This window comes from Flavobacterium pisciphilum (assembly GCF_020905345.1).
In the GTDB taxonomy this organism is placed as follows: Bacteria; Bacteroidota; Bacteroidia; order Flavobacteriales; family Flavobacteriaceae; genus Flavobacterium; species Flavobacterium pisciphilum.
The window spans coordinates 2,958,344-2,980,105 of record NZ_JAJJMO010000001.1; the positions used below are offsets into that span (position 1 = coordinate 2,958,344).

Genomic DNA, 21,762 nt, shown 5'->3' on the forward strand with positions numbered 1-21,762 from the left:
AAATTCCAAATCCCAATAATGTTTTATTGGGATTTGGAACTTATAACAGCATTACTTTATTTAATAAATTAAGCTGGTTTATCTTCTTCTTTTTCTTTCTTATCAGCTGGCTGATCATTGTCTTTAGCAGCGTTTTTGAATTCTTTAATTCCACTACCTAAACCTTTCATTAATTCTGGAATTTTTTTACCTCCAAAAAGTAATAAAACAACTGCTAATATAACAAGGATTTCTGTAACACCTAATCTTCCCATGATTGAATAGTTAATTGCCGGAGCAAATTTGTATATAATAAAGACAAAGGTATACAGAATTAGTTAATATGAATTAGTTTTACTATAAAATATTTTTTTCTAGACGAGTTAAATATTTTATAAAATGCTATTTTAAAGGCTATCGGATTCTCTTTTGTCCGTTTTATCAACACTATTAATTATTATATTTGTCAATTAAAGTACCACAATGACAGAAAAAAGATTAAAACGGATTAAATTCAGAAACAGATTATTTGTTAAAAACAGATTAGTTATTTTGAATGAGAATACTTTTGAAGAGATCTTCTCTTTTAAGTTAAATCTTATGAATGTTTTTGTAGTTGCAACATTAGGGGCAATTTTTTTAATATTAATTACCACATTTATAATTGCATTTACACCATTACGCGAATTTATACCGGGGTATTCATCGACTGAATTGAAAAAAAATGCAACGGAATTGGCTTTAAAATCGGATTCATTAACGGTTGCATTAAAGAAAAATGAAGCTTACATTAAATCTATTCAAAAAGTGTTAACAGGTCAATTAGAATATGCTAAATTTAACAAAGATTCTATTTTAGCAAGTGTTGATGAAAAAGAGGAAGAAATAAATTTAGCACCATCTAAAGAGGAATTAGAATTGCGTGAAGAAGTGGCTAAAGAAGATGAAAAAGTAAACACTAATTCTGTAAAAAAGAATAAAAGTGATAAAAAACAAAAATAAGGAATGTCTATAAAATCAGTCGCTGCAAGATTATTTGCAAGCAAAATTTATAATAATACGCAGACTTGGGCCAAAAAACCTGTTGAAACTCAACAGAAAGTTTTTAAGAGTTTGATAAAAGCTGCAAAAGATACTGAGTTTGGAAAAGACCACCATTTTGATAAAATAAAGACGTTTCAAGATTTTAAAAAGCAAGTACCTGTAAGAGATTATGAAGATTTAAAATCATATATAGCTAAAGTACAATTGGGTGAGAGCGATATCTTATGGAAAGGTAAGCCTCTTTATTTTGCCAAAACCTCTGGAACAACTTCAGGAGCCAAATATATTCCGCTTACCAAAGAATCAATGCCTTATCATATTGAAGCTTCTCGAAATGCAATTTTACATTATATACATGAAACTGGAAAAACAGATTTTGTAGATGGAAAAATGATTTTCTTACAAGGAAGCCCCGAATTGAGTGAAAAAAACGGGATAAAACTAGGAAGATTATCAGGAATTGCAGCTCATTTTGTACCTAAATATCTTCAGAAGAACCGTATGCCTTCTTGGGAAACCAATTGCATTGACGATTGGGAAACTAAGATTAATGCCATTGTCGATGAAACGATAGACAAGAATATGACTATTATTTCTGGGATTCCGTCTTGGGTACAAATGTATTTTGAACGCTTAGAAGAAAGAAGTGGAAAGAAGGTAGGAGATTTATTTAAAAACTTCAATCTTTTTATATATGGTGGCGTTAATTATGAGCCTTATAGAGCAAAGTTTGAAAATCTGATAGGAAGAAAAGTAGATAGTATCGAGTTGTTTCCAGCTTCAGAAGGGTTCTTTGCTTACCAAGACTCTCAAAAATCTAAAGGAATGCTTTTGCTATTGAATTCCGGAATTTTTTATGAGTTTATAAAAGCGGATGAGTTTTTTAGTGAAAATCCACAACGATTAACAATTGGTGAAGTAGAATTAGGTGTGAATTATGTTTTGATTATATCAACAAACGCTGGGCTTTGGGGGTATAATATTGGAGATACTGTACAGTTTACTTCTTTATTTCCACATCGAGTTATTGTTTCAGGTAGGATTAAACATTATATCTCAGCATTTGGAGAACATGTTATTGGGAATGAGGTTGAAAACGCAATGAAAGTGGCTATGGAAAATACCAATATTAGAATTAATGAGTTTACTGTAGCACCACAAATTAACCCAGCTGAAGGGTTACCATATCACGAATGGCTTGTAGAATTTGAAAATGAACCAGAAAATATAGTAACTTTCGCAGAAGCAATAGATGATGCGATGCGAAAACAAAACATTTATTATGACGATTTGATTACTGGAAACATTTTGCAAAAAGTGGTGGTAACCAAAGTTGCTAAAAATGGTTTTCAGGAGTATATGAAATCGCAAGGAAAATTAGGAGGACAAAATAAAATCCCGCGACTGTCTAATAATAGAGATATAGCAGACGCATTAAATAAAGAATAAAGCTTAAAAAGTTTAAAAAATATATTTAGAATGAAAGAATCAAAAAACATTTCGAGATCAAGAGCGCAAGAATCGTCAGCAGCTATTGAAAAAATGTACATTACAATGCGCCATTTGTTTAACAGAGGTTTTTATAAACCAATGGGAATTTCGGGCGATACATTACGTGAAGCGTTATTAGCCTTGCGACCAGAAATTTACGGAAATATTGCCGAAGAAAAAGTAGAACTTAACGGACTTTTATATGTTATAGAGAGACTTCCAATAGGAATTGAAGAATGCCGTTATATTAATCTAACTTCAGACGAAGGATATTCGAAATCACACTTTCAAGCAATTGTTCCTCCAAAAAGAAGAAGAAATTGTTATAGAATTGATGAAGAACAAATGAATGTTGAAATCACTCGTGGACGTTCTGATATCTATGATATCTTGACCCATTTGACTTTTATTTTCATTGAATCACATAAAATCAGAAATAGAGTTTTATTAGATGATGGAGGCGAAGTTTCACGTGATTGGTTAAAATTGGAGTTAGCAGTAATGCAAACAAAAAAATTACCACTTATAGAGAAAGAAAAGGCAATATCACATGTTGCAAATATCTTAGGAAGAACATTTGAAGAAGTTCTTAATATTTATGATGCTTTTGGTTCTGAAGCTGAACCAGACAGATTTTTACACATTATTTATTGGTTAGGTAAACTAGCAATTGAAGAAGTTGTTGAAAATAATAAACGCACAATTACATTTAGTCCTATTTTACGTGAGCGTTTAGGACATCATATTCACGGTGAAATCTGGGCAACAAACATCAAGGAGGTTTTAAAGGCAAATGGGCTTTTGGATCGCCCTATACACGTAATAAGTGCTAATATGCACAGTGTGATGAATTCTATCTTTGCAACACCTTTGTTGAAAACCAAGTTTAAAGATAAATCTGATTTCTTTATTTATGAAGAGCTAAGTAAATCGGGAGCAACAATACGTAAAGACGTTGAAGCAGTTGCATTGAAAAATGGAATGATTTCATTACCGGATACTTCAGGAACTAATATAGATGTACAAATTTTTGATACTGCTAAAATTGATTGGGCCAAAAGTGCATTTCCTAATGCAGATTTAACGGATAAGAAACCAGTAATCATTGTTATGGATTACGCGTTTGGAGAGCAAGCTTATGAAACAATTGATGAGTTGTTAAAACCTTATAAAAAGGAAACACTTCTTAATGTAAAATCGGTTTCGATAATGGGTAAAGCAGGGATTCTAGAAGGTGGAAAAGGAGATATTATGATTCCGACAGCACATATAAATGAAGGAACGGCTGACAACTATTATTTTGAAAATGAGTTAAGAGGAGCAATGTTTGAAGGAAATGATATTGCTGTTTTTGAAGGTGCTATGGTTACTGTATTAGGTACTTCATTACAAAATCGTGATTTATTAAAATTTTTCCATGAATCTACTTGGGGAGTTATCGGTCTTGAAATGGAAGGGTCGTATTATCAAAAAGCGATTCAATCGGCTTCAAAAATTAGAAAAAGTGTTCCACATGATATAAAGGTTAGATACGCTTATTATGCATCAGATAACCCATTAGAAACTGGAAGTACATTAGCTTCGGGTGGATTAGGTACAACAGGAGTAAAGCCAACTTATTTGATTACAATTAAAATCCTTGAACAGATTTTTAATATAAAATAATAATGAGTGCAAACGCACTCTAAATAAAATCACAAATTTGATTTGTGGTTAATGTTATCGCAAAAATTAGATTACAATATTTTAAAGAATGTGATTTATAAATTATTTTTTAAATCATTTACATTTGTTACATAGAAAAGACACAATGAAAAGAATACTTATTACAGGAGCTGCAGGATTTTTAGGTTCACATCTTTGCGACCGTTTTATAAAGGAAGGGTACTATGTTATAGGAATGGATAATCTAATTACAGGAGATTTAAAAAATATAGAACATTTATTTAAACTTGAGAATTTTGAATTTTATCATCACGATATCACAAAGTTTGTACATGTTCCAGGGCAACTAGATTACATCTTGCATTTTGCTTCACCAGCAAGTCCAATTGATTATTTAAAAATTCCAATCCAAACATTAAAAGTTGGTTCATTGGGGACGCATAATTTATTAGGATTGGCGCGCGTAAAGCAAGCAAGAATTTTAATTGCTTCAACATCTGAAGTTTATGGAGACCCTTTGGTACACCCTCAAACAGAAGAATATTATGGAAACGTAAATACTATTGGCCCACGTGGAGTGTATGATGAAGCCAAACGTTTCCAAGAATCTATCACAATGGCATATCATACTTTTCATGGTGTAGAAACTAGAATAGTACGTATTTTTAATACCTATGGACCAAGAATGCGATTGAATGATGGCCGTGTAATTCCTGCTTTTATTGGACAAGCACTGCGTGGAGAAGATTTAACCATTTTTGGAGATGGTATGCAAACGCGTTCATTTTGTTATGTAGATGATCAAGTAGAAGGTATCTTCCGATTGTTGCATTCAGATTATGTTTATCCAGTTAATATTGGAAATCCAGATGAAATTACTATCAAAGATTTTGCTGAGGAAATTATAAAACTTACAGGAACAAATCAAAAAGTAGTTTACCATCCATTACCAATTAATGATCCATTACAGCGCCAGCCAGATACAACTAAGGCAAAAGAATTGCTTGGTTGGGAGGCAAAAGTTGATAGGGCTGAAGGAATGAAAATTACGTACGATTATTTTAAGTCACTTTCTAAAGAAGAGTTATCGAAAGAAGAACATAAAGATTTTTCAAACTATATAAGGTAAATGCGAACAAAAACAGGAAGATATTCAGGTTATATTCGGCCTTTCTCATATTTGATAGATTTAATTATCATCAATGTATTTGCGGTTTACATAATTGATTTTCCTGTTAATAAAATTGTATTTCCTATAGCTTTGTGCTTTGCTTGGATAGCTATTGCTGCCCATTTAGGTTTTTATGAGGTATATCGATATACTAAAGTAATTGCAATTTTAAATTGTGCTCTTAAGCAATATGTTTTGTTCAGTTTAGTTGTTTTTGCATTGGCTTTTTTTTATTCAAAAAGAATAAGTTTACTTTCTGTAGTTGTATTTATTAGCAGCTCTTTTTTGGTAATATTAGCCATTAAGTTTTCTATTTATTTTTTCCTAAAAAAATTCAGAGTACTATACGGAGGTAACTCTAGACGAGTTGTACTAATGGGGAATAACAAAAGTGTTGCTCCATTACAAAATTTTTTCACGGATAATTTAGATTATGGCTATAAGTTGATACATATATTTGATATTGGAAGTGATAAAAAATGTCAAATTAAGCAAATGCTCGATTTTGTTTTATTAAATAAAATTGATGAAATGTATTGTTCTATGGTTGATTTATCACAGCAACAAATGAGGGATCTTATTTATTTTGCGGATAACAATTTGAAAACTATAAAATTTATTCCAGATGATAAACAAGTATTTTTTAGAAATTTCATGTTTGAATATTATGATTATATACCTGTTCTTAAGTTAAGGAATATTCGATTAGATGATAATTTTAATAAAGCCGTTAAGCGGGTTTTTGATGTTGTTTTTTCTAGTATAATTATAGTTGGAATACTTTCATGGTTAACACCAATTTTAGGAGTTCTAATAAAATTAGAAACAAAAGGGCCTATTTTTTTTAAACAAAAGAGGAATGGGCTAAATAATAAAGAGTTTTATTGTTATAAGTTTCGCTCCATGAGATTAAATGATGAAGCACATTTAAATTTGGCTTCTAAAAATGATGAAAGAATTACTAAAATAGGGACGTTTATTCGTAAAACGAGTATAGATGAACTACCACAGTTTTTCAACGTTTTAAAGGGTAATATGTCAGTTGTAGGGCCAAGACCTCATATGTTGAGTGTAACAGAAGTTTATGCCCTTAAAATAAATAAATTTATGGTACGGCATTTTGTCAAACCAGGCATTACAGGATTAGCTCAAACAAGCGGTTTCCGCGGTGAAGTAGAATCAGATAAAGATATTATCAATCGAGTTAAATATGATATTTTTTATATGGAAAACTGGTCTATTTTGCTAGATGTAAAAATAATTTTTGATACAATTCGCAATACGTTAAAAGGCGATGATAAAGCATATTAATGGATTTAGTTTCTATTATAATTCCTACGTACAATTGTGAAAAATTCATTGGTAAAACGTTACAGTCTGTATTGAATCAGAGTTATTCCAATTGGGAAATTATCTTGGTTGATGATGCTTCCATAGATAATACAGTAGCCATAATAAAAGAATTTACTCAAGATGATAATCGTATAAAACTAACGCGATTAGAAAATAATTCAGGCAATGGCTTTGCAAGAAATATCGCTTTACAAAATGCAAGTGGTAGATACATTGCATTTCTTGATGCAGATGATTTATGGGCTCCTTTAAAATTAGAAAAACAAATCAGCTTTCTACAAAGCCATAAATTACCATTTACTTTTAGTTTTTATGATTGTATTGATGAACAAGGAAACAATCTTAATAGAAGGGTAGAAGCGCCATTAAGTTTAAGTTACAATCAACTATTTTATTGTAATTATGTGGGTAATTTAACGGCAATCTATGATGTAGAATTTTTCGGAAAAATTAAAATTGAAGCCACTCAAAAAAGACAAGATTGGAGATTGTGGCTTACGATTTTAAAACAAATCAAAACAGCTCAACCTGTTCAAGAACCTTTAGCTTTTTATAGAATTAGAAAAGATTCAATTTCATCGTCCAAATTCAAATTAATAAAACACAACTTTGGTGTTTACAGAGAATTTCACGGTTATAATTTTGTATTTTCAATTTTGTTGATGACTCGTTTTCTGTTTACACAATTGGTTGTAAAGCCTCGTTATATAAAGAAATTATAATAATAGCAGGAGTTGAATATTTAAAATCTTTAAGAAATTATTTTTTGTACCCAATTTTTATTCTCTCAGTAGCAGTTTCTTTTTTCTCTGTTAGTTCATCTAAATAAGAGAAAACCAATTCTATATTTTTATCATGATTTTCTAACTTCTTTTGAATTTGAAGAATGTCTATTTTTATTTCTGTAGTATCCAAAAGCATTTCTCTGACCTTTGTAAAAATACGCATGATCTGAATATTCGTTTGAATTGCTTTATCACTCTTAAGAACGCTTGATAACATAAGAACTCCATGTTCCGTAAATGCCATTGGACTATGACGTAAACCCATTTTGTCAGAATTGGAGGTCACAATTTGTGACCTCCAATTTTTAAACTCTGATTTATTGAGCTCAAACATAAAATCTTCAGGAAATCTTGAGATATTTCTTCTTACTGCTTGTTTTAAAACCCTTGTTTCGATACCATAAAGTAAAGCTAAATCGCGATCAAGCATTACTTTTTGATTGCGAATTAAGTATATTTTGGTAGTAATATTTTCTTCTGAAAGTAAAGATTGATCAATCATAAGTTTTTAATTAAAAACAAATGTAAGATTTTATTTATATTACAGATAAGATTTAAATTGTTTTAACTTTCCACGATTGGTTCTTTCAAGACTAGTTTTTTGAGTGAAATGAAAGTTTAAATTAGGTTCTAAATACAAAGAAATAGCTTCTTTAATTTTTTGAATCTTATTTTTATCTAACTCAATATCACTTACATATTCAATGTAAAAAGTATCTAATTGAGTTTGTTTGATGATAAATTCTTTTACATTTCCATCGTCCTCAATAATACTTTTAGTTATGTAATAAAATGTTAATCCAGGCGATTTTTTACCACTTGGTAAAATTGCAATATCATTGGTTCTGCCAATGAGTTTTTTAAGAATAGGTTTTTGTAAAGTACTTTTTTCATCTAGAACTCCAATATCGCCAATGTCGTATCGAATAAAAGGATGTGCTTTGTTGAACAATGAAGTAATTACAATTTTGCCTTCAGTTCCATTAGGAACAGGCTGATTGTCTTTATTCAAAATTTCGACAAAAAGTGTTTCAGAATTTATTTGCCATTCTCCTTTCGGGTTTTCGAAAGCTATTAAATCAAGTTCAGACGCACCATATTCATTAATAATCGGAATCCCAAATTGTTTTTTTAAGAGTTCTTTATCAGATTCAAAAAGCATTTCGGAAGTGACAAAACAAGCTTTTAAGGTCGGACAGGTATTTTTTAAGATGATATTTTTCTTTTCTAAAAACTTAGCAAATAAAACAATCGAACTTGTATAACCGTTGAGGTAATCAAATTTCTTCGTTCTAAATTTCTGCAAAAACTTTTCTAAAACAACATCAGATAAATTAAAAACAGGAAAACGCAAACGGTTGCTTAAAAAATCTTTAAACCTTTCCTTTCTATTCCCAATAAAATCCATTGGAATACCATAAAATCGAGCTTGATAAGAAGTATTAAAATCGATTCCATACCAACCAAAACGCATACTATTTGAAGCCCAAGTTAAAGCATGGCAATATTTATCTTTTGCAAAAATAAAAGGGGTTCCACTTGATCCAGAGGTCTTGTTGAGATAAATGTTTTTGGTGGTGTATCCTTTTGAAAGTCTTTCGGAAAGTGGTTTTTGTAAATTTTGTTTGTTTAAAACAGGTAAATCATTCCAGTTTTTGACATTTACAGAATCAGCTAACGAAGCATAAAAAGAATTATTTTGCAAATGAAAAGCAACGATTTCTTCTTTTTTATCTTCAATGAATTGGATATGATCTTTTTCAGAAAGGCTAATAATTTTATGCAACTCGGCTTTTGCTTCCTTGATTGGAAATCCATTTATAAGAAGGGAAATATCAAAAAGTCGAAGCATTTGGAGCATAAATTTCCTCAAAAATAATACTTACTAACAACTAAAAATCATGAACCAACAACTTTTTAAAAATTAATTCTGTTTTAAGGTTAAAAGCAATTATTTTTGCACCACAACTAAATACAACTATACAATGACAATTTTACTATTGGGTTCAGGAGGAAGAGAGCATGCGTTTGCATGGAAAATGATTCAAAGTCCGCTATGCGATAAACTTTTTGTGGCACCAGGAAATGCCGGAACAGCTGGTATTGCTCACAATGTAAATATTAGTCCGACTGATTTTGAAGCTATAAAAACGTTGGTACTTCAAGAAAATATAGGTATGGTTGTCGTTGGACCAGAAGATCCATTGGTAAAAGGGATTTACGATTATTTTAAAAATGACGAAAGTTTAAAACATATTCCGGTTATTGGACCATCAAAATTAGGGGCTCAACTTGAAGGAAGTAAAGAGTTTGCTAAAGAATTCTTGATGAAACATAATATTCCAACAGCAGCTTATGATAGTTTTACTGCTGAAACAGTAGAAAAAGGATGTGATTTTCTAGAAACATTACAACCTCCATATGTTTTAAAAGCAGATGGTTTGGCAGCTGGTAAAGGAGTTTTGATTATTCAAGATTTAGAAGAAGCAAAAGCTGAATTGAGAAACATGCTTGTGCATGAAAAATTTGGTGCAGCGAGTTCAAAGGTTGTAATTGAAGAATTCTTAGATGGTATTGAATTAAGTTGTTTTGTATTAACAGATGGTAAGAGTTATAAAATTCTGCCAACTGCTAAAGATTACAAACGTATTGGAGAAGGCGATACAGGGTTAAATACAGGCGGAATGGGAGCAGTTTCTCCAGTTCCTTATGTTGATGCTGTTTTAATGGAAAAAATAGAAACACGCATTGTAAAACCAACAATCGAAGGTTTCCAAAAAGATGGTATAGAATACAAAGGTTTTGTATTTATTGGATTGATAAACGTAAAAAATGAACCAATCGTAATAGAATACAATGTGAGAATGGGTGATCCAGAAACTGAAGTTGTAGTTCCAAGATTAAAAACAGATTTAGTAGAATTGTTTTTGGCTGTTGCTAATGAAAAATTAGACACTATTTCTTTAGAGGTTGATCCAAGAAGCGCTACAACAATTATGGTTGTTTCGGGAGGTTACCCAGAAGATTTTGAAAAAGGAAAAGTAATTTCTGGATTAGAGAATATTTCAGATTCTATTGTTTTCCATGCAGGTACAAAGCTAGACAATGATAATATCCTAAGTAATGGAGGAAGAGTTTTAGCAGTAACTTCATATGGAGACGATTTCCAAGAGGCCATAAAAAAATCTTATCAAAACATAGACAAGCTAAATTTTGATAAGATGTATTTTAGAAAAGATATCGGCTTTGACTTACTTTAAGAAAGAGTGAGCCGTTGTATCTTGATTTTCTGTTCCTTGAGCATCAAAAATGCGTAATTGTTTGATCCAATATACCATTGCAGCAGCACAAATGATCATGAAAATCCAGTTAATTGTATTAGCGCCAAACCATGATACAAGTTCTAATGAACGTAAAAAATCAAGTGGAGCAAATAAAATGTTTACGAATAAGTACTGTATTCCTTCAAAAAAAGTTGTCATAATTTATAAAATTATTTTGTTATTTATTGTTTTGTAACGCATTGAAGTTATAAACCCCGATATTCAGAATCTTTATTTCAAGTTGTTGGTTTCCTTTTTAAACAAGTATTATATTTACAGTCACAAAAGTATAAAATATCCTTATGATAACAAGTGTTTTTAAAAAATCTACACCATTAAATTATTCTTTGGTTGTAATTTTAATGCTGGTTTTCTTTTTCATCTATCAATTTCAAGATATTTCTTGGGCAAAATCACTTATATCTATTTCAGAAAAAATAAGTTTATTGATTGTTGCTTTAGGGTCAATGTTGATAACAAATTTTGTGGTCAAGAAAAACGGACTTAGCAAAGACAATGGTTACACGATATTTTTTTATTTATTACTAACATTATTTTTCCCGTCAGCGCTTAATAACCCGGATATTTTGTTAGCCAACTTTTTTGTTCTATTGGCGCTTCGTAGATTGCTATCATTGCAGTCTCTAAAAGCTTCAAAAGAAAAAATATTCGATGCCTCATTATGGATACTACTAGCTTCATTGTTCCAATTTTGGAGTATTTTGTTTATGTTATTGGTATTTATATCAATTATTTTTCACGTTGCAGGGGATTATAGAAACTGGATTTTACCATTTATAGCCCTTTTTACTATAGCTACACTTTTTTCATTAGTAGCTTTATTGTTTAATATTGATATAATCACATTTTTCCAGAACCGCATAGTTGTAGATTTTAGAATTAATTATTTTACCAATAATTACCAAAATGGAGCTTTATCTATATATGTAGCAGTTGCTTTATTCTTTGTAGTTTCATTATTGTTGACATTATCAAATAGACCATTATTACTACATTCTTCTTATAAGAAAATTGTAGCCTATTTTTTTATAGGAGTTATTGTGTTTTTAATATCTCCTAATAAAAGTAATGATTTGTTGTTGTTTACGGTTGCACCTTTGGCCATTATGGGAACAAGTCATATTGAGTTTTCACAAAATAAACTAAACAATGAAATTGTTTTTGGAGTTTTAATTTTGTGTAGCCTTTTTACTTTTTTCTCTCAATTATAGCTTATTTCCATACGCTAAGTCGCCAGCATCACCTAATCCAGGAACAATATAATTTTTCTCATTTAAGTTGCTATCCAAAGCAGCAATCCATAAATGGCAAGAATCTGGAAGATGTTTTTCTAGATAAGCAACACCTTCAGGGGCAGCAATTACAACAGCTAGGTGCATTTCTTTAGGGGCACCATTTTGTATTAGTTTTTGATATACAGCTACGATAGATTGCCCTGTTGCAAGCATAGGATCAATTAATAAAACGGTTTTATTATTGATGCTAGATAAGGCTTGGTATTCAACCAAAATAACAAATTCATCATCATTGTTTGGATGATGCCTGCATGCTGAAACAAAACCATTTTCGGCTTCATCAAAGTAATTTAAAAAACCAATATGTAATGGTAAACCTGCACGTAAAATAGAACACAAGATAAGTTTATCATCAATTTCAGTTGTACTTTTAATACCAAGTGGTGTTTCGATTTCGACATTTTTATAAGATAGATCTTTACTTATCTCGTATGCCATAATCTCACCAATTCGCTCAATATTTCTTCGAAAACGCATACTGTCGTTTTGAACTTTTATATTTCGTATTTGACCTAAAAAATGGTTTAATACGCTATTGTTTTCGGATAAATAATGAATCTGCATGATGGTATTTTTTAATTTATTTTTAAATCTGATTTGTGATATATAGATTTATGATTTGATATTTTTTTATAAAAGTATAAAAAGTATCTTTGTATCTATAAAAATTAAAGACATGTTTTCAAAATTAGCATATTCTGTATTCGAACAAAGCATCAAAGATTATCATAAATTTGATAATGTTGATCAGCCAATAAACAATCCATATCCAAAAGATAAATTTGAACATTTATTATATCTAAAAAACTGGATAGATACCGTACAATGGCATTTTGAAGATATTATTCGTGATCCGAATATCGACCCAGTAGCAGCACTTACTCTAAAAAGAAGAATTGATGCTTCTAATCAAGAGCGTACTGATATGGTGGAATATATTGATAGTTATTTTTTACAAAAATACAGCCATGTAAAAGTAAAAGATGGAGCTAAAATTAATTCTGAAAGTCCAGCATGGGCATTTGACAGATTATCTATTTTGGCTTTAAAAATTTATCATATGAATGAAGAAGCTACTCGTGCAGAGGCTTCACAAGAACACAGAGATAAATGTCAGGAGAAATTAAATGTACTTTTGGAACAAAGAAGTGATTTGTCAACTGCAATTGACGATTTGTTAACTGACATTGAAAATGGAGATAAATTCATGAAAGTGTACAAACAAATGAAAATGTACAATGATGATGATTTGAATCCTGTTTTATACCAAAATAAAAAATAATTGGCAGAATTGTCCAATAAAATTAAGCATATAGCCGTCATGAGACTTTCCGCAATGGGAGATGTCGCTATGACGGTTCCTGTTTTACGCGCTTTTGTAAAACAGTATCCAGAGGTTCAATTAACCATTATTTCACGCCCATTTTTCAAACCATTTTTTGATGGAATTCCTAACTTGACTTTTTTTGTTTTTGATGATAAAGAGCGTCATAAAGGGTTTCTTGGATTAGTGCGTTTATATAAAGATTTAAAAAAGCTACATATTGATGCTTTTGCTGATTTACATAACGTTTTACGTTCTAAAGTTGTTCGTACTTTTTTCGCTTTAGGCGGTAAAAAGACTGCTTTTGTTGATAAAGCAAGAGAGGCAAAAAAGGCATTAATGCGTACAGAAAATAAAATCTTTAAGCAATTGCCAACTATGTTTGAACGACATGCAAAAGTGTTTGAAGAACTAGGATTTCCATTGGATTTATCTAACCCTGAGTTTCCTAAAAAAGCAATTTTAAGTGCAGAAATTACAAACTTGGTAGGAGAAAATTATCAAAAATTAATTGGTATTGCTCCTTTTGCACAGTATGAGTCTAAAGTTTATCCTTTAGATTTGATGCAGGAAGTAATTGCAAAATTGGCTGAAAATAAAGATCATACCATCTTACTTTTTGGTGGAGGAAAGAAAGAAGTTGAAATTTTAGAATCGCTTTCTGAACCTTTTAAAAATGTAATAAATGTAGCAGGAAGGATAAAGTTTCAACAAGAGCTAAAACTAATTAGTAATCTTGATGTAATGCTTTCTATGGATTCTGGGAATGCCCATATTGCGGCTATGCTAGGAGTTAAAGTAATTACACTTTGGGGAGCTACACATCCGTATGCAGGATTTTTACCTTTTAATCAAAAGTTTGAAAATGCATTAGTATCTGATAGAATAAAATTTCCTTTATTGCCAACATCAGTGTATGGAAATAAAATAGTTCCTGGTTATGAAGATGCAATGCGAACTATTTTGCCTGAACAAGTAGTAGATAAGATTCAATCTCTGTTATAAGTTTACAGTTTACAGTTTACAGTTTACAGTTTACAGTTTACAGTTTACAGTTTACAGTTTACAGTTTGTGTTATATAAAAAAAGAGTTTGCATTGCAAACTCTTTTTTTATAGCTGTTAACTAACTGTGACTGAATACTTCTTATACGTCGTCGTAATCTACATAAATAGTCTCTGATGTAGGATGTGCTTGACAGGTAAGAATTAATCCATCTGCAATTTCTTTATCAGTTAAAATAGAGTTTTTTCTCATCTCTGCAGTTCCAGCGGTTACACGTGCAAGACAGCTGCTGCAAATTCCGCCTTGGCAAGAATATGGAGCATCAATTCCTTGTTTTAAAGCTGCATCAAGTATGGTTTGTTTTTGAGACATTTCAAAAGAAACTTCTTCATCATCAACAAGAACAGTAATTTTTGAATGTCCTTCTAATGAAGTATCAATTTTATTTTCTTGAGTAGAAGTAGTAAAAAGCTCAAATTTAATAGCTGATTCTTTTACATTTTTTTCTTTCAAAATTCCTGAAACGGTATTAATCATTTCTTCAGGACCACACAAAAAGAATTTATCAAATTCTAATTCTTTGTGCTTGTTATTCAATACATAATTCACCGCTGATTTATCGATTCGGCCAAACAATGCATTTTCTGCTTTAGCTTGACTAAAAACATAATGTACGAAGAAACGACCTACATATTGTAATTGTAAATCGTGTAATTCTTGATAAAAAATTGTTTCATCGGGAGTTTTATTTCCATAAACCAATACAAATGAACTTTTTGGCTCACTTTTTAAAACTGATTTTAAGATAGAAAGTACTGGAGTTATTCCACTTCCAGCAACAAATGCTGTATAGTTTTTTTGTCTTTCAGGTTCAGGCTCAAATGTAAACTTACCCTCTGGTTTACCTACTTCAAGGACATCTCCAGCTTTTAGTTTTGTAGTTGCAAATTGAGAAAAGACGCCATTTTTTACCGCTTTTACCGCAATGCGTAGTTCACCACTTTCTGGAGAAGAACAAATAGAATAAGCACGACGAAGTTCTTTGTTATCTAATGTTAATCGTAAATTGATATATTGACCTGCAATAAAAGTATAGTTTGATTTTAGTTCTTCAGGAACATTAAAAAGTATCGAAACCGCAGCTGCAGTTTCACGTTTTACTTCTTTTATTATTAGTTTTAAGAATGAAGGCATGATATTATTTTTTTGCAAAAGTAGCAAACAGCTATTAAATGATTGGTATTAAACGGTAATATTTTATTTTGTTTGTAACGTTTTCTACATTTACATACTTACTCTACAGACTAAACCAAAAAAATATGATTAAAAAATTTATTTATCTCGAATGGAAAGCCTTTTCAAGGTCGGCATCTTTTGGTGCTAATGTAGCATTGAAAATCATAATAGGTTTTCTAGCAGTTTATTTCTCACTTATTTTCGTAGCAGCAGGAGCAGGAGCTTTTTATGTTCTTAAAAAGATGAATCTAGATCCTTTATTAACTATAAATAAGTTTTTAGTTTATTATTTCTTGTTCGATTTGTCTATTAGACTTTTAATGCAAGCGATCCCTGTACTTAATATAAGACCTTTATTAACATTGCGAATTCAAAAGAAAACAATAGTTCATTTTTCACTTGGTAAAACAGCCTTATCATTTTTTAATATTGTTCATGCTTTCTTTTTTCTTCCTTTTACAATAGTTTTATTAATAGAAGGATATGATATCTTGGGTGTAATCTTTTGGCTTTTAGCTATAATAGCTTTAATTTATATTAATAACTATCTGAATATTTTATTAAGTAACATCGATAAATTGTTTGTCCTTTTTCTTGGAATAATAGCCCTTTTAGGGGGATTACAATATTATGGATTTTTTGATATTACAAATTATACTGTTTTGTTTTTTAATGGATTATATACAATAAAAGGACTTTTTGTTATTCCGGTTTTAATTTTGATAGGGTTATATTATGTAACTTTTAACTATTTTAAAAGTAATTTATATCTAGATGCAGGACTTTCGAATAAACATGATATTGCTAAAACTGAAAACCTAACATGGCTTAATCAATTTGGGACATTAGGAACGTTTCTTAAAAATGATATTAAACTTATAAAGAGAAATAAAAGGTCGAAGATGACAATTATAATGAGTGTTCTTTTCTTATTTTATGGTTTCTTATTTTTTTCTGGAGGCGTCAAATCTTACAACAGTCCAGTTATGCACATTTTTGCTGGTATTTTTGTTTCGGGTGGTTTCCTGTTTACTTTCGGACAATTTGTACCAAGCTGGGATAGTTCGTATTACCAACTTATGATGACACAAAACATTCCATATAAAGGATATATTACCTCAAAATGGTGGTTAATAGTTATTGCAACTATTGTTTCGACGATAATAGCTTCGTTTTACCTTTATTTTGGATGGCAAGTATATCTAACTATTGTTGTTGGAGCAATTTATAACATTGGTGTAAATTCACATTTAGTCCTTTTAGGAGGTGCATTTACCAAAACTCCAATTGATTTAACATCTACCAGTGGCGCTTTTGGAGATAAAAAAGCATTTAATGTAAATGCAATGCTTCTTACATTACCTAAATTATTATTACCAGTGGGATTATACTGGATTGGTTTTTCACTTGGAAATCCTAATATCGGATTAGCATTGGTTGCCTTAGCTGGAATAATTGGTTTTGTACTTAAAGACAAGGTTTTTTTATTAATCGAAAAAAGATATAAAATCGAGAAATATAAAACGATAAGCGCCTATAAACAAAAGGCATAATTAATTATAATAATTACATAATGAGGTAATTATAAAATTATTTTGAATCAAAAATTAGATAAATAGACAAATAAAAAATCAAAAACATAAAATTATTATGATACAAGTAAACCAACTTTCAAAAACATATAATACAACAACAGTCTTAAAAATCGAAAACCTTGAAATTCCAAAAGGGCAAAGTTTTGGATTGGTAGGAAACAATGGAGCAGGGAAGACTACATTTTTTAGTTTATTATTGGATTTAATTCAACCATCTACAGGAAATATAATTAACAATAGTATACAAGTAAATAATGATGAGGGATGGAAATCTTTTACAGGATCTTTTTTGGATGAAAGTTTCTTGATAGGATATTTAACTCCTGAAGAGTATTTTTATTTTGTAGGAGATTTACGCAATCAAAATAAAGCTGATGTTGATGCATTATTATCAAAACATGAAGAATTTTTTAATGGTGAAATCCTAAAAAATAAAAAATATTTGCGAGATTTATCCAAAGGGAATCAGAAAAAAGTAGGAATTATAGCGACACTTATTGGCAGCCCTGAAGTAATTATTTTAGATGAACCATTTGCCAACTTAGATCCAACAACAGTAAGTCGATTGAAAAAAATAATCAAGGAACTAGCAGATAATCCGAATGTTACAGTATTGGTTTCAAGCCATGATTTGCAACATACCGTTGAAGTTTGTGATAGAATTGTTGCTTTAAATAAGGGAGAAATTGTAAAAGATATTCAAACTTCAAGAGAAACACTTCAAGAGCTTGAGGCGTTTTTTGCCGTTTAAATATAAATATTTCAAAAAGAAGCGTATTTTTACCAGTCATTATACTAAAAAACTTTTTTAGATGTTAAATGTTAAAAGTGTTTCCCATTGAAAAACAATCGATTTAAATACATTTTTCTGTTCTTATTTATCTCCTTTTTGATAGCTTGTTCTACAAAAAGAGACACGTTTTTGGCAAGAAACTCTCATGCTTTAAGTACAAAGTATAATATTTTGTATAATGGACAACTGGGTTTTGATAAAGGTATGAAAGCTATAGAGGCTAATTATACTGATAATTTTTGGAAATTACTGCCTATTGAAAGGATGCAAATTGATGAAGGTAATTCGGATGAAACTAAAGCAAAAAATCCGGATTTTCAACTTGCAGAGACAAAAGCAACCAAAGCCATCCAGAAACATTCGATGAATATTGGTGGACGAGAAAAAAACAGTCAGATAGACGAAGCATATTTAATGCTTGGTCAGGCTCGTTATTATGATCAGAGATTCTTACCTGCTTTAGAAGCATTTAATTATATTTTATACAAATACCCAACAAGTAGCAATATCAATACAGCAAGAATTTGGCGTGAAAAAACCAATATGCGTTTAGGTAATGACGAGTTGGTTATAAAAAACATCTATAAATTAATAAAAGGAGTTGCATTAAAAGAACAGGTATATGCAAATGCAAATGCTTTATTAGCAGAAGCTTTTATTAATTTGGAAGAAAAAGATAGTGCAATTACAAAACTTAAAATTGCAGAGGAGTTTACTAAAAGAAATCCTGAAAGATCTAGATACCGTTTTATTTTAGGACAATTATATCAAGAAACAAATAAGAGAGATAGTGCCCTTTATTTTTATCAATCTGTAATTGATATGAACAGAAGAGCTGAGCGAAAGTATGTAATTCACGCTTATGCCAAAAAAGCTCAGTTATTTGATTATCAAAATGGGGATAGTGAACTTTTCCTCAAGACATACAATAAATTAGTTGACGATAGAGAAAACAGACCATTCTTAGATGTAATATATTATGAGATGGGAGTCTTTTTTGATAAAAAGAAAGATGAAAAAGCGGCATTAGAATTTTATAATTATTCTTTAAAAAGAAAATCCAAAGATCCATATTTAGTAGCATCTACCTATCGTAATATTGGGAATATGTACTTTAAAAAAGCAAGTTATACATTGGCAGCAAAGTATTATGATAGTACTTTGGTAAAAATGGACCCTAAAACTAGAGAGTATGTCTATATCCAGAAAACTCGAAAAAATTTAGATGATGTAATAAAATATGAAGGTATTGCAAAACGCAATGATAGTATTATAAATGTTGTTGGTCTTTCAGACTCAGCTAGAGTAAAATATTTTGGAGACTATATCGCCAAGTTAAAAACTGCTGATGAAGCAAAACGAATTCTTGAAGAGAAACAAAAAGAAAAAATTGCTAATATAGAGCGAAACACAAACGGAGGAGGTTTAGAAACAATTACTGCAAAAGGGGCTCTACCAGGAAATCCTGAGAAAACAGGAGTTCCAAGTCCACCAACAGGAAATGAAGTAGCAAGTGTTTTTTATTTTTATAATCCTTCAACAGTAGCTTATGGAAAATTACAGTTCAAAAAACTGTGGGGGAACAGAGATATAAATAGCAATTGGAGGTTACCATCTAATAAGTCTAATTCAAATTCAGATGATGATAAATCGACAGCTGATGTTGCAAATGATTCAATAAAAGAAGATGTAATAGTCGAAAAATACACTACAGATTTTTATTTAAAACAGCTTCCTAAAGACAAATCGGCAATAGATAGTATTGCTCAGGAACGAAATTTTTCTTATTACCAATTAGGACTTATATATAAAGAGAAATTTAAAGAATATGAATTGGCTAGCAATAAGTTAGAGCAATTATTGAAGAATAATCCTGAGGAAAAATTGATTTTGCCGGCGATGTATAATCTCTATAAAATTTATGAGATTACAAATCCAGCAAAAGCAGTTGTGATGAAGATGGATATAACGACACGTTATCCAAATTCACGCTATGCACAAATCATAAATAACAATGGTTTAGATGAAGGGGCAGGAATTAAGGCGCCAGAGAAAGAATATCAAAAGTGGTATAAACTATTCCAAGAAGAAAATTATGCCGAAGTCTTAAATAATATTGATGATCTTATTAATCAATATTCTGGAGATGAAATAGTATCTAAATTCGAACTTTTAAAAGCCAATACATTAGGAAAGGCCAAAGGATTAGTTGCATATAAAAAAGCAATAGAAAATGTAGCAGAGAACTATCCTAATAGTGAAGAAGGTAAAAAAGCACAGGATGTTTTAATCAATCAGATTCCATTTTTGGAGAAACGAGTATTTACAACGACAGATAACAAAAACTGGAAAATATTGTATAAAGTTGGTATTCATGATGATAAAGCAAGAAAAACAATTGAGGATATTATTAAAAAATTCTTAGTTGATGAGAACTTCCAAAAACTAACTTATTCTTTTGATAAATACGATTTGGATTCAGCATTTGTTACGATTCATGGTATAAAATCAGAAGTTTACGCAAATGATGTTGCCAAAGTATTAAAAGAAAACAAAAAGTATAATTTAGTAGAATATCCAGCAGTAATAATATCAAGTGACAATTATAGTATAGTACAAATTAATAAAAATTTAGAAGCCTATTTAGCTCCTAAAACCCCTTAAGCATGTTTAATAAAGCCCCAAAATTTAGCACAGAAAACCTAGGAAAAACAAATAGAATAGTTGAAGGAACTATCATAACAGGAGACATTACTTCGCTAGCCGATTTTAGATTAGATGGACAATTAATAGGTAATTTTACCTCAAAAGGAAAAATTGTAATTGGTCCAGCTAGTAAAGTTAAAGGAGATATCATCTGTCAGAATGCCGATATTGAAGGAGAATTCACAGGAAATATTAAAGTTGTTGAACTTTTAAATGTAAAAGCAACAGCAAAAATTAATGGAGAAGTAACTGTAGGCAAATTATCTGTAGAACCAGGTGCCGATTTTACAGCGACTTGTATAATGGCAACTGATTTAAAAAGTGGAATAAATGGAGGACAAGGAACCAAATGAAAATCAGAGAAATAACAAATGGATAGTTTTTGTTAACATTCCAATACAGATGGGAGTAATTATATTTTTATTTTCCTATTTGGGTATTTGGTTAGATGAAAAATATTCAAATGGCGGTTCGCTGTGGACAATTATTTTGTCTTTATTTTCTGTCTTCTTAGCACTTTATAATGTCATCAGACAAGTTAAAAATTTAAATAAATAATGAATAGAGTTATAGATTTTCTTAAGTATTTTGTTCCTTTTTCGATTGTATTGTTTGTGTCGCAATATTTTGTAATGCAATCTTTATCAGATAAATTAGTTTTTTTTTACTCCGTGTGGAGTATTTATATATTTAATATTGTTGCTACTTTTTTAGTGTACTTGTTTTTAATTTTTGTTAATAAAAATTTTTCAACTTATACAGGGTTCGCTTTTCTTGGAGCAAGTTTTTTTAGAATGATGGTGGCAATTATTTTCTTGATTCCACTGATAAAAGCGAATGTCAAAGACCCGATAATTGATTTGGGGGCGTTTTTTATCCCTTATTTTTTATTTTTACTTTTTGAAACATATTTCACAGTTCGTCTAATAAATAAAAGCTAATCACTTCATTATTAGATAAATTGAAAAATTAAAAT

21 protein-coding genes are annotated in these 21,762 nt (G+C 30.3%); 15 read left to right on the forward strand and 6 right to left on the reverse strand.

Annotation, left to right across the window (positions count from 1 at the left end; genetic code table 11):
- Nucleotides 1-68: 68 nt before the first annotated feature.
- Entirely contained in the window at nucleotides 69-254 is a 186-nt protein-coding gene (gene tatA / locus LNQ49_RS12440; protein ID WP_129540358.1) for a twin-arginine translocase TatA/TatE family subunit, read from the reverse strand.
- Between the two features lie 208 nt (nucleotides 255-462).
- On the opposite strand from tatA, the gene LNQ49_RS12445 reads away from it, so the two are divergent.
- The 6 genes from LNQ49_RS12445 (at nucleotide 463) to LNQ49_RS12470 (ending at nucleotide 7,425) form a co-directional block, all read left to right on the forward strand.
- Nucleotides 463-981, forward strand: a complete 519-nt coding sequence (locus LNQ49_RS12445) for a peptidase (protein WP_229989201.1) — start codon at nucleotides 463-465, stop codon at nucleotides 979-981.
- Nucleotides 982-984: 3 nt separating this feature from the next.
- Complete coding sequence (locus tag LNQ49_RS12450) at nucleotides 985-2,472, forward strand: GH3 auxin-responsive promoter family protein (protein ID WP_229989202.1); 1,488 nt, start codon at nucleotides 985-987, stop codon at nucleotides 2,470-2,472.
- A 30-nt stretch (nucleotides 2,473-2,502) separates the two neighbouring features.
- Nucleotides 2,503-4,179 (forward strand): DUF6909 family protein, encoded by a 1,677-nt coding sequence (locus LNQ49_RS12455; RefSeq protein ID WP_229989203.1) that lies wholly within the window; start codon nucleotides 2,503-2,505, stop codon nucleotides 4,177-4,179.
- A 145-nt stretch (nucleotides 4,180-4,324) separates the two neighbouring features.
- Entirely contained in the window at nucleotides 4,325-5,308 is a 984-nt protein-coding gene (locus tag LNQ49_RS12460; RefSeq protein WP_229989204.1) for a UDP-glucuronic acid decarboxylase family protein, read from the forward strand.
- Nucleotides 5,309-5,359: 51 nt separating this feature from the next.
- The gene (locus LNQ49_RS12465) at nucleotides 5,360-6,661 is read left to right on the forward strand and encodes an exopolysaccharide biosynthesis polyprenyl glycosylphosphotransferase (RefSeq protein ID WP_346432470.1); all 1,302 of its coding nucleotides are present in this window, start codon (nucleotides 5,360-5,362) and stop codon (nucleotides 6,659-6,661) included.
- A complete protein-coding gene (locus LNQ49_RS12470; protein WP_229989208.1) occupies nucleotides 6,661-7,425 on the forward strand; it encodes a glycosyltransferase family 2 protein in 765 nt (254 codons plus the stop codon). The genes LNQ49_RS12465 and LNQ49_RS12470 overlap by 1 nt, the downstream gene beginning before the upstream one ends.
- A 37-nt stretch (nucleotides 7,426-7,462) precedes the next feature.
- On the opposite strand, the gene LNQ49_RS12475 is transcribed toward LNQ49_RS12470, so the two are convergent.
- Nucleotides 7,463-7,990 carry an ORF6N domain-containing protein gene (locus LNQ49_RS12475; RefSeq protein ID WP_229989210.1) on the reverse strand — a complete coding sequence of 176 codons (528 nt, stop codon included), beginning with the start codon at nucleotides 7,988-7,990 and terminating at the stop codon, nucleotides 7,463-7,465.
- 39 nt (nucleotides 7,991-8,029) lie between these two features.
- A complete protein-coding gene (locus tag LNQ49_RS12480; protein WP_229989212.1) occupies nucleotides 8,030-9,340 on the reverse strand; it encodes a phenylacetate--CoA ligase family protein in 1,311 nt (436 codons plus the stop codon).
- A gap of 133 nt (nucleotides 9,341-9,473) precedes the next feature.
- Between LNQ49_RS12480 and purD the strand changes: the two genes are divergently transcribed.
- Entirely contained in the window at nucleotides 9,474-10,748 is a 1,275-nt protein-coding gene (purD, locus tag LNQ49_RS12485) for a phosphoribosylamine--glycine ligase (RefSeq protein ID WP_229989214.1), read from the forward strand.
- Here the strand turns inward: purD and LNQ49_RS12490 are convergent.
- On the reverse strand, nucleotides 10,740-10,970 hold the full coding sequence (locus tag LNQ49_RS12490; protein WP_229989216.1) for a DUF6341 family protein: 231 nt from the start codon (nucleotides 10,968-10,970) through the stop codon (nucleotides 10,740-10,742). The two genes, purD and LNQ49_RS12490, sit on opposite strands and share 9 nt — an antisense overlap.
- Nucleotides 10,971-11,113: 143 nt before the next feature.
- Here LNQ49_RS12490 and LNQ49_RS12495 point away from each other — a divergent pair, with 143 nt between their 5' ends.
- On the forward strand, nucleotides 11,114-12,043 hold the full coding sequence (locus tag LNQ49_RS12495; RefSeq protein ID WP_229989218.1) for a DUF6427 family protein: 930 nt from the start codon (nucleotides 11,114-11,116) through the stop codon (nucleotides 12,041-12,043).
- Here LNQ49_RS12495 and upp read toward each other — a convergent pair.
- Nucleotides 12,038-12,691: a uracil phosphoribosyltransferase gene (gene upp / locus LNQ49_RS12500; protein WP_229989220.1), complete on the reverse strand. Its 654-nt coding sequence runs from the start codon at nucleotides 12,689-12,691 to the stop codon at nucleotides 12,038-12,040. The genes LNQ49_RS12495 and upp overlap by 6 nt on opposite strands.
- Nucleotides 12,692-12,803: 112 nt before the next feature.
- On the opposite strand from upp, the gene LNQ49_RS12505 reads away from it, so the two are divergent.
- Together LNQ49_RS12505 and LNQ49_RS12510 are read left to right on the forward strand one after the other, a co-directional pair.
- Nucleotides 12,804-13,409 (forward strand): DUF4254 domain-containing protein, encoded by a 606-nt coding sequence (locus LNQ49_RS12505; protein ID WP_229989221.1) that lies wholly within the window; start codon nucleotides 12,804-12,806, stop codon nucleotides 13,407-13,409.
- A gap of 39 nt (nucleotides 13,410-13,448) precedes the next feature.
- Nucleotides 13,449-14,456: a glycosyltransferase family 9 protein gene (locus tag LNQ49_RS12510; RefSeq protein ID WP_229989222.1), complete on the forward strand. Its 1,008-nt coding sequence runs from the start codon at nucleotides 13,449-13,451 to the stop codon at nucleotides 14,454-14,456.
- Between the two features lie 141 nt (nucleotides 14,457-14,597).
- On the opposite strand, the gene LNQ49_RS12515 is transcribed toward LNQ49_RS12510, so the two are convergent.
- Nucleotides 14,598-15,650, reverse strand: a complete 1,053-nt coding sequence (locus tag LNQ49_RS12515; RefSeq protein WP_229989223.1) for a ferredoxin--NADP reductase — start codon at nucleotides 15,648-15,650, stop codon at nucleotides 14,598-14,600.
- A 125-nt stretch (nucleotides 15,651-15,775) separates the two neighbouring features.
- On the opposite strand from LNQ49_RS12515, the gene LNQ49_RS12520 reads away from it, so the two are divergent.
- From LNQ49_RS12520 to LNQ49_RS12540, 5 genes are all read left to right on the forward strand, one after another.
- Nucleotides 15,776-17,245 carry a DUF5687 family protein gene (locus LNQ49_RS12520; RefSeq protein WP_229989225.1) on the forward strand — a complete coding sequence of 490 codons (1,470 nt, stop codon included), beginning with the start codon at nucleotides 15,776-15,778 and terminating at the stop codon, nucleotides 17,243-17,245.
- Between the two features lie 97 nt (nucleotides 17,246-17,342).
- A complete protein-coding gene (locus LNQ49_RS12525) occupies nucleotides 17,343-18,038 on the forward strand; it encodes an ABC transporter ATP-binding protein (RefSeq protein WP_229989226.1) in 696 nt (231 codons plus the stop codon).
- Between the two features lie 138 nt (nucleotides 18,039-18,176).
- Entirely contained in the window at nucleotides 18,177-20,744 is a 2,568-nt protein-coding gene (gene porW / locus LNQ49_RS12530) for a type IX secretion system periplasmic lipoprotein PorW/SprE (protein ID WP_487313312.1), read from the forward strand.
- A 2-nt stretch (nucleotides 20,745-20,746) separates the two neighbouring features.
- Nucleotides 20,747-21,139, forward strand: a complete 393-nt coding sequence (locus LNQ49_RS12535; RefSeq protein WP_229989228.1) for a bactofilin family protein — start codon at nucleotides 20,747-20,749, stop codon at nucleotides 21,137-21,139.
- Nucleotides 21,117-21,344, forward strand: coding sequence for an AtpZ/AtpI family protein (locus LNQ49_RS12540; protein WP_229989229.1), 228 nt, complete (start codon nucleotides 21,117-21,119; stop codon nucleotides 21,342-21,344). Before LNQ49_RS12535 ends, LNQ49_RS12540 begins: the two co-directional genes overlap by 23 nt.
- Nucleotides 21,345-21,762: the final 418 nt, after the last annotated feature.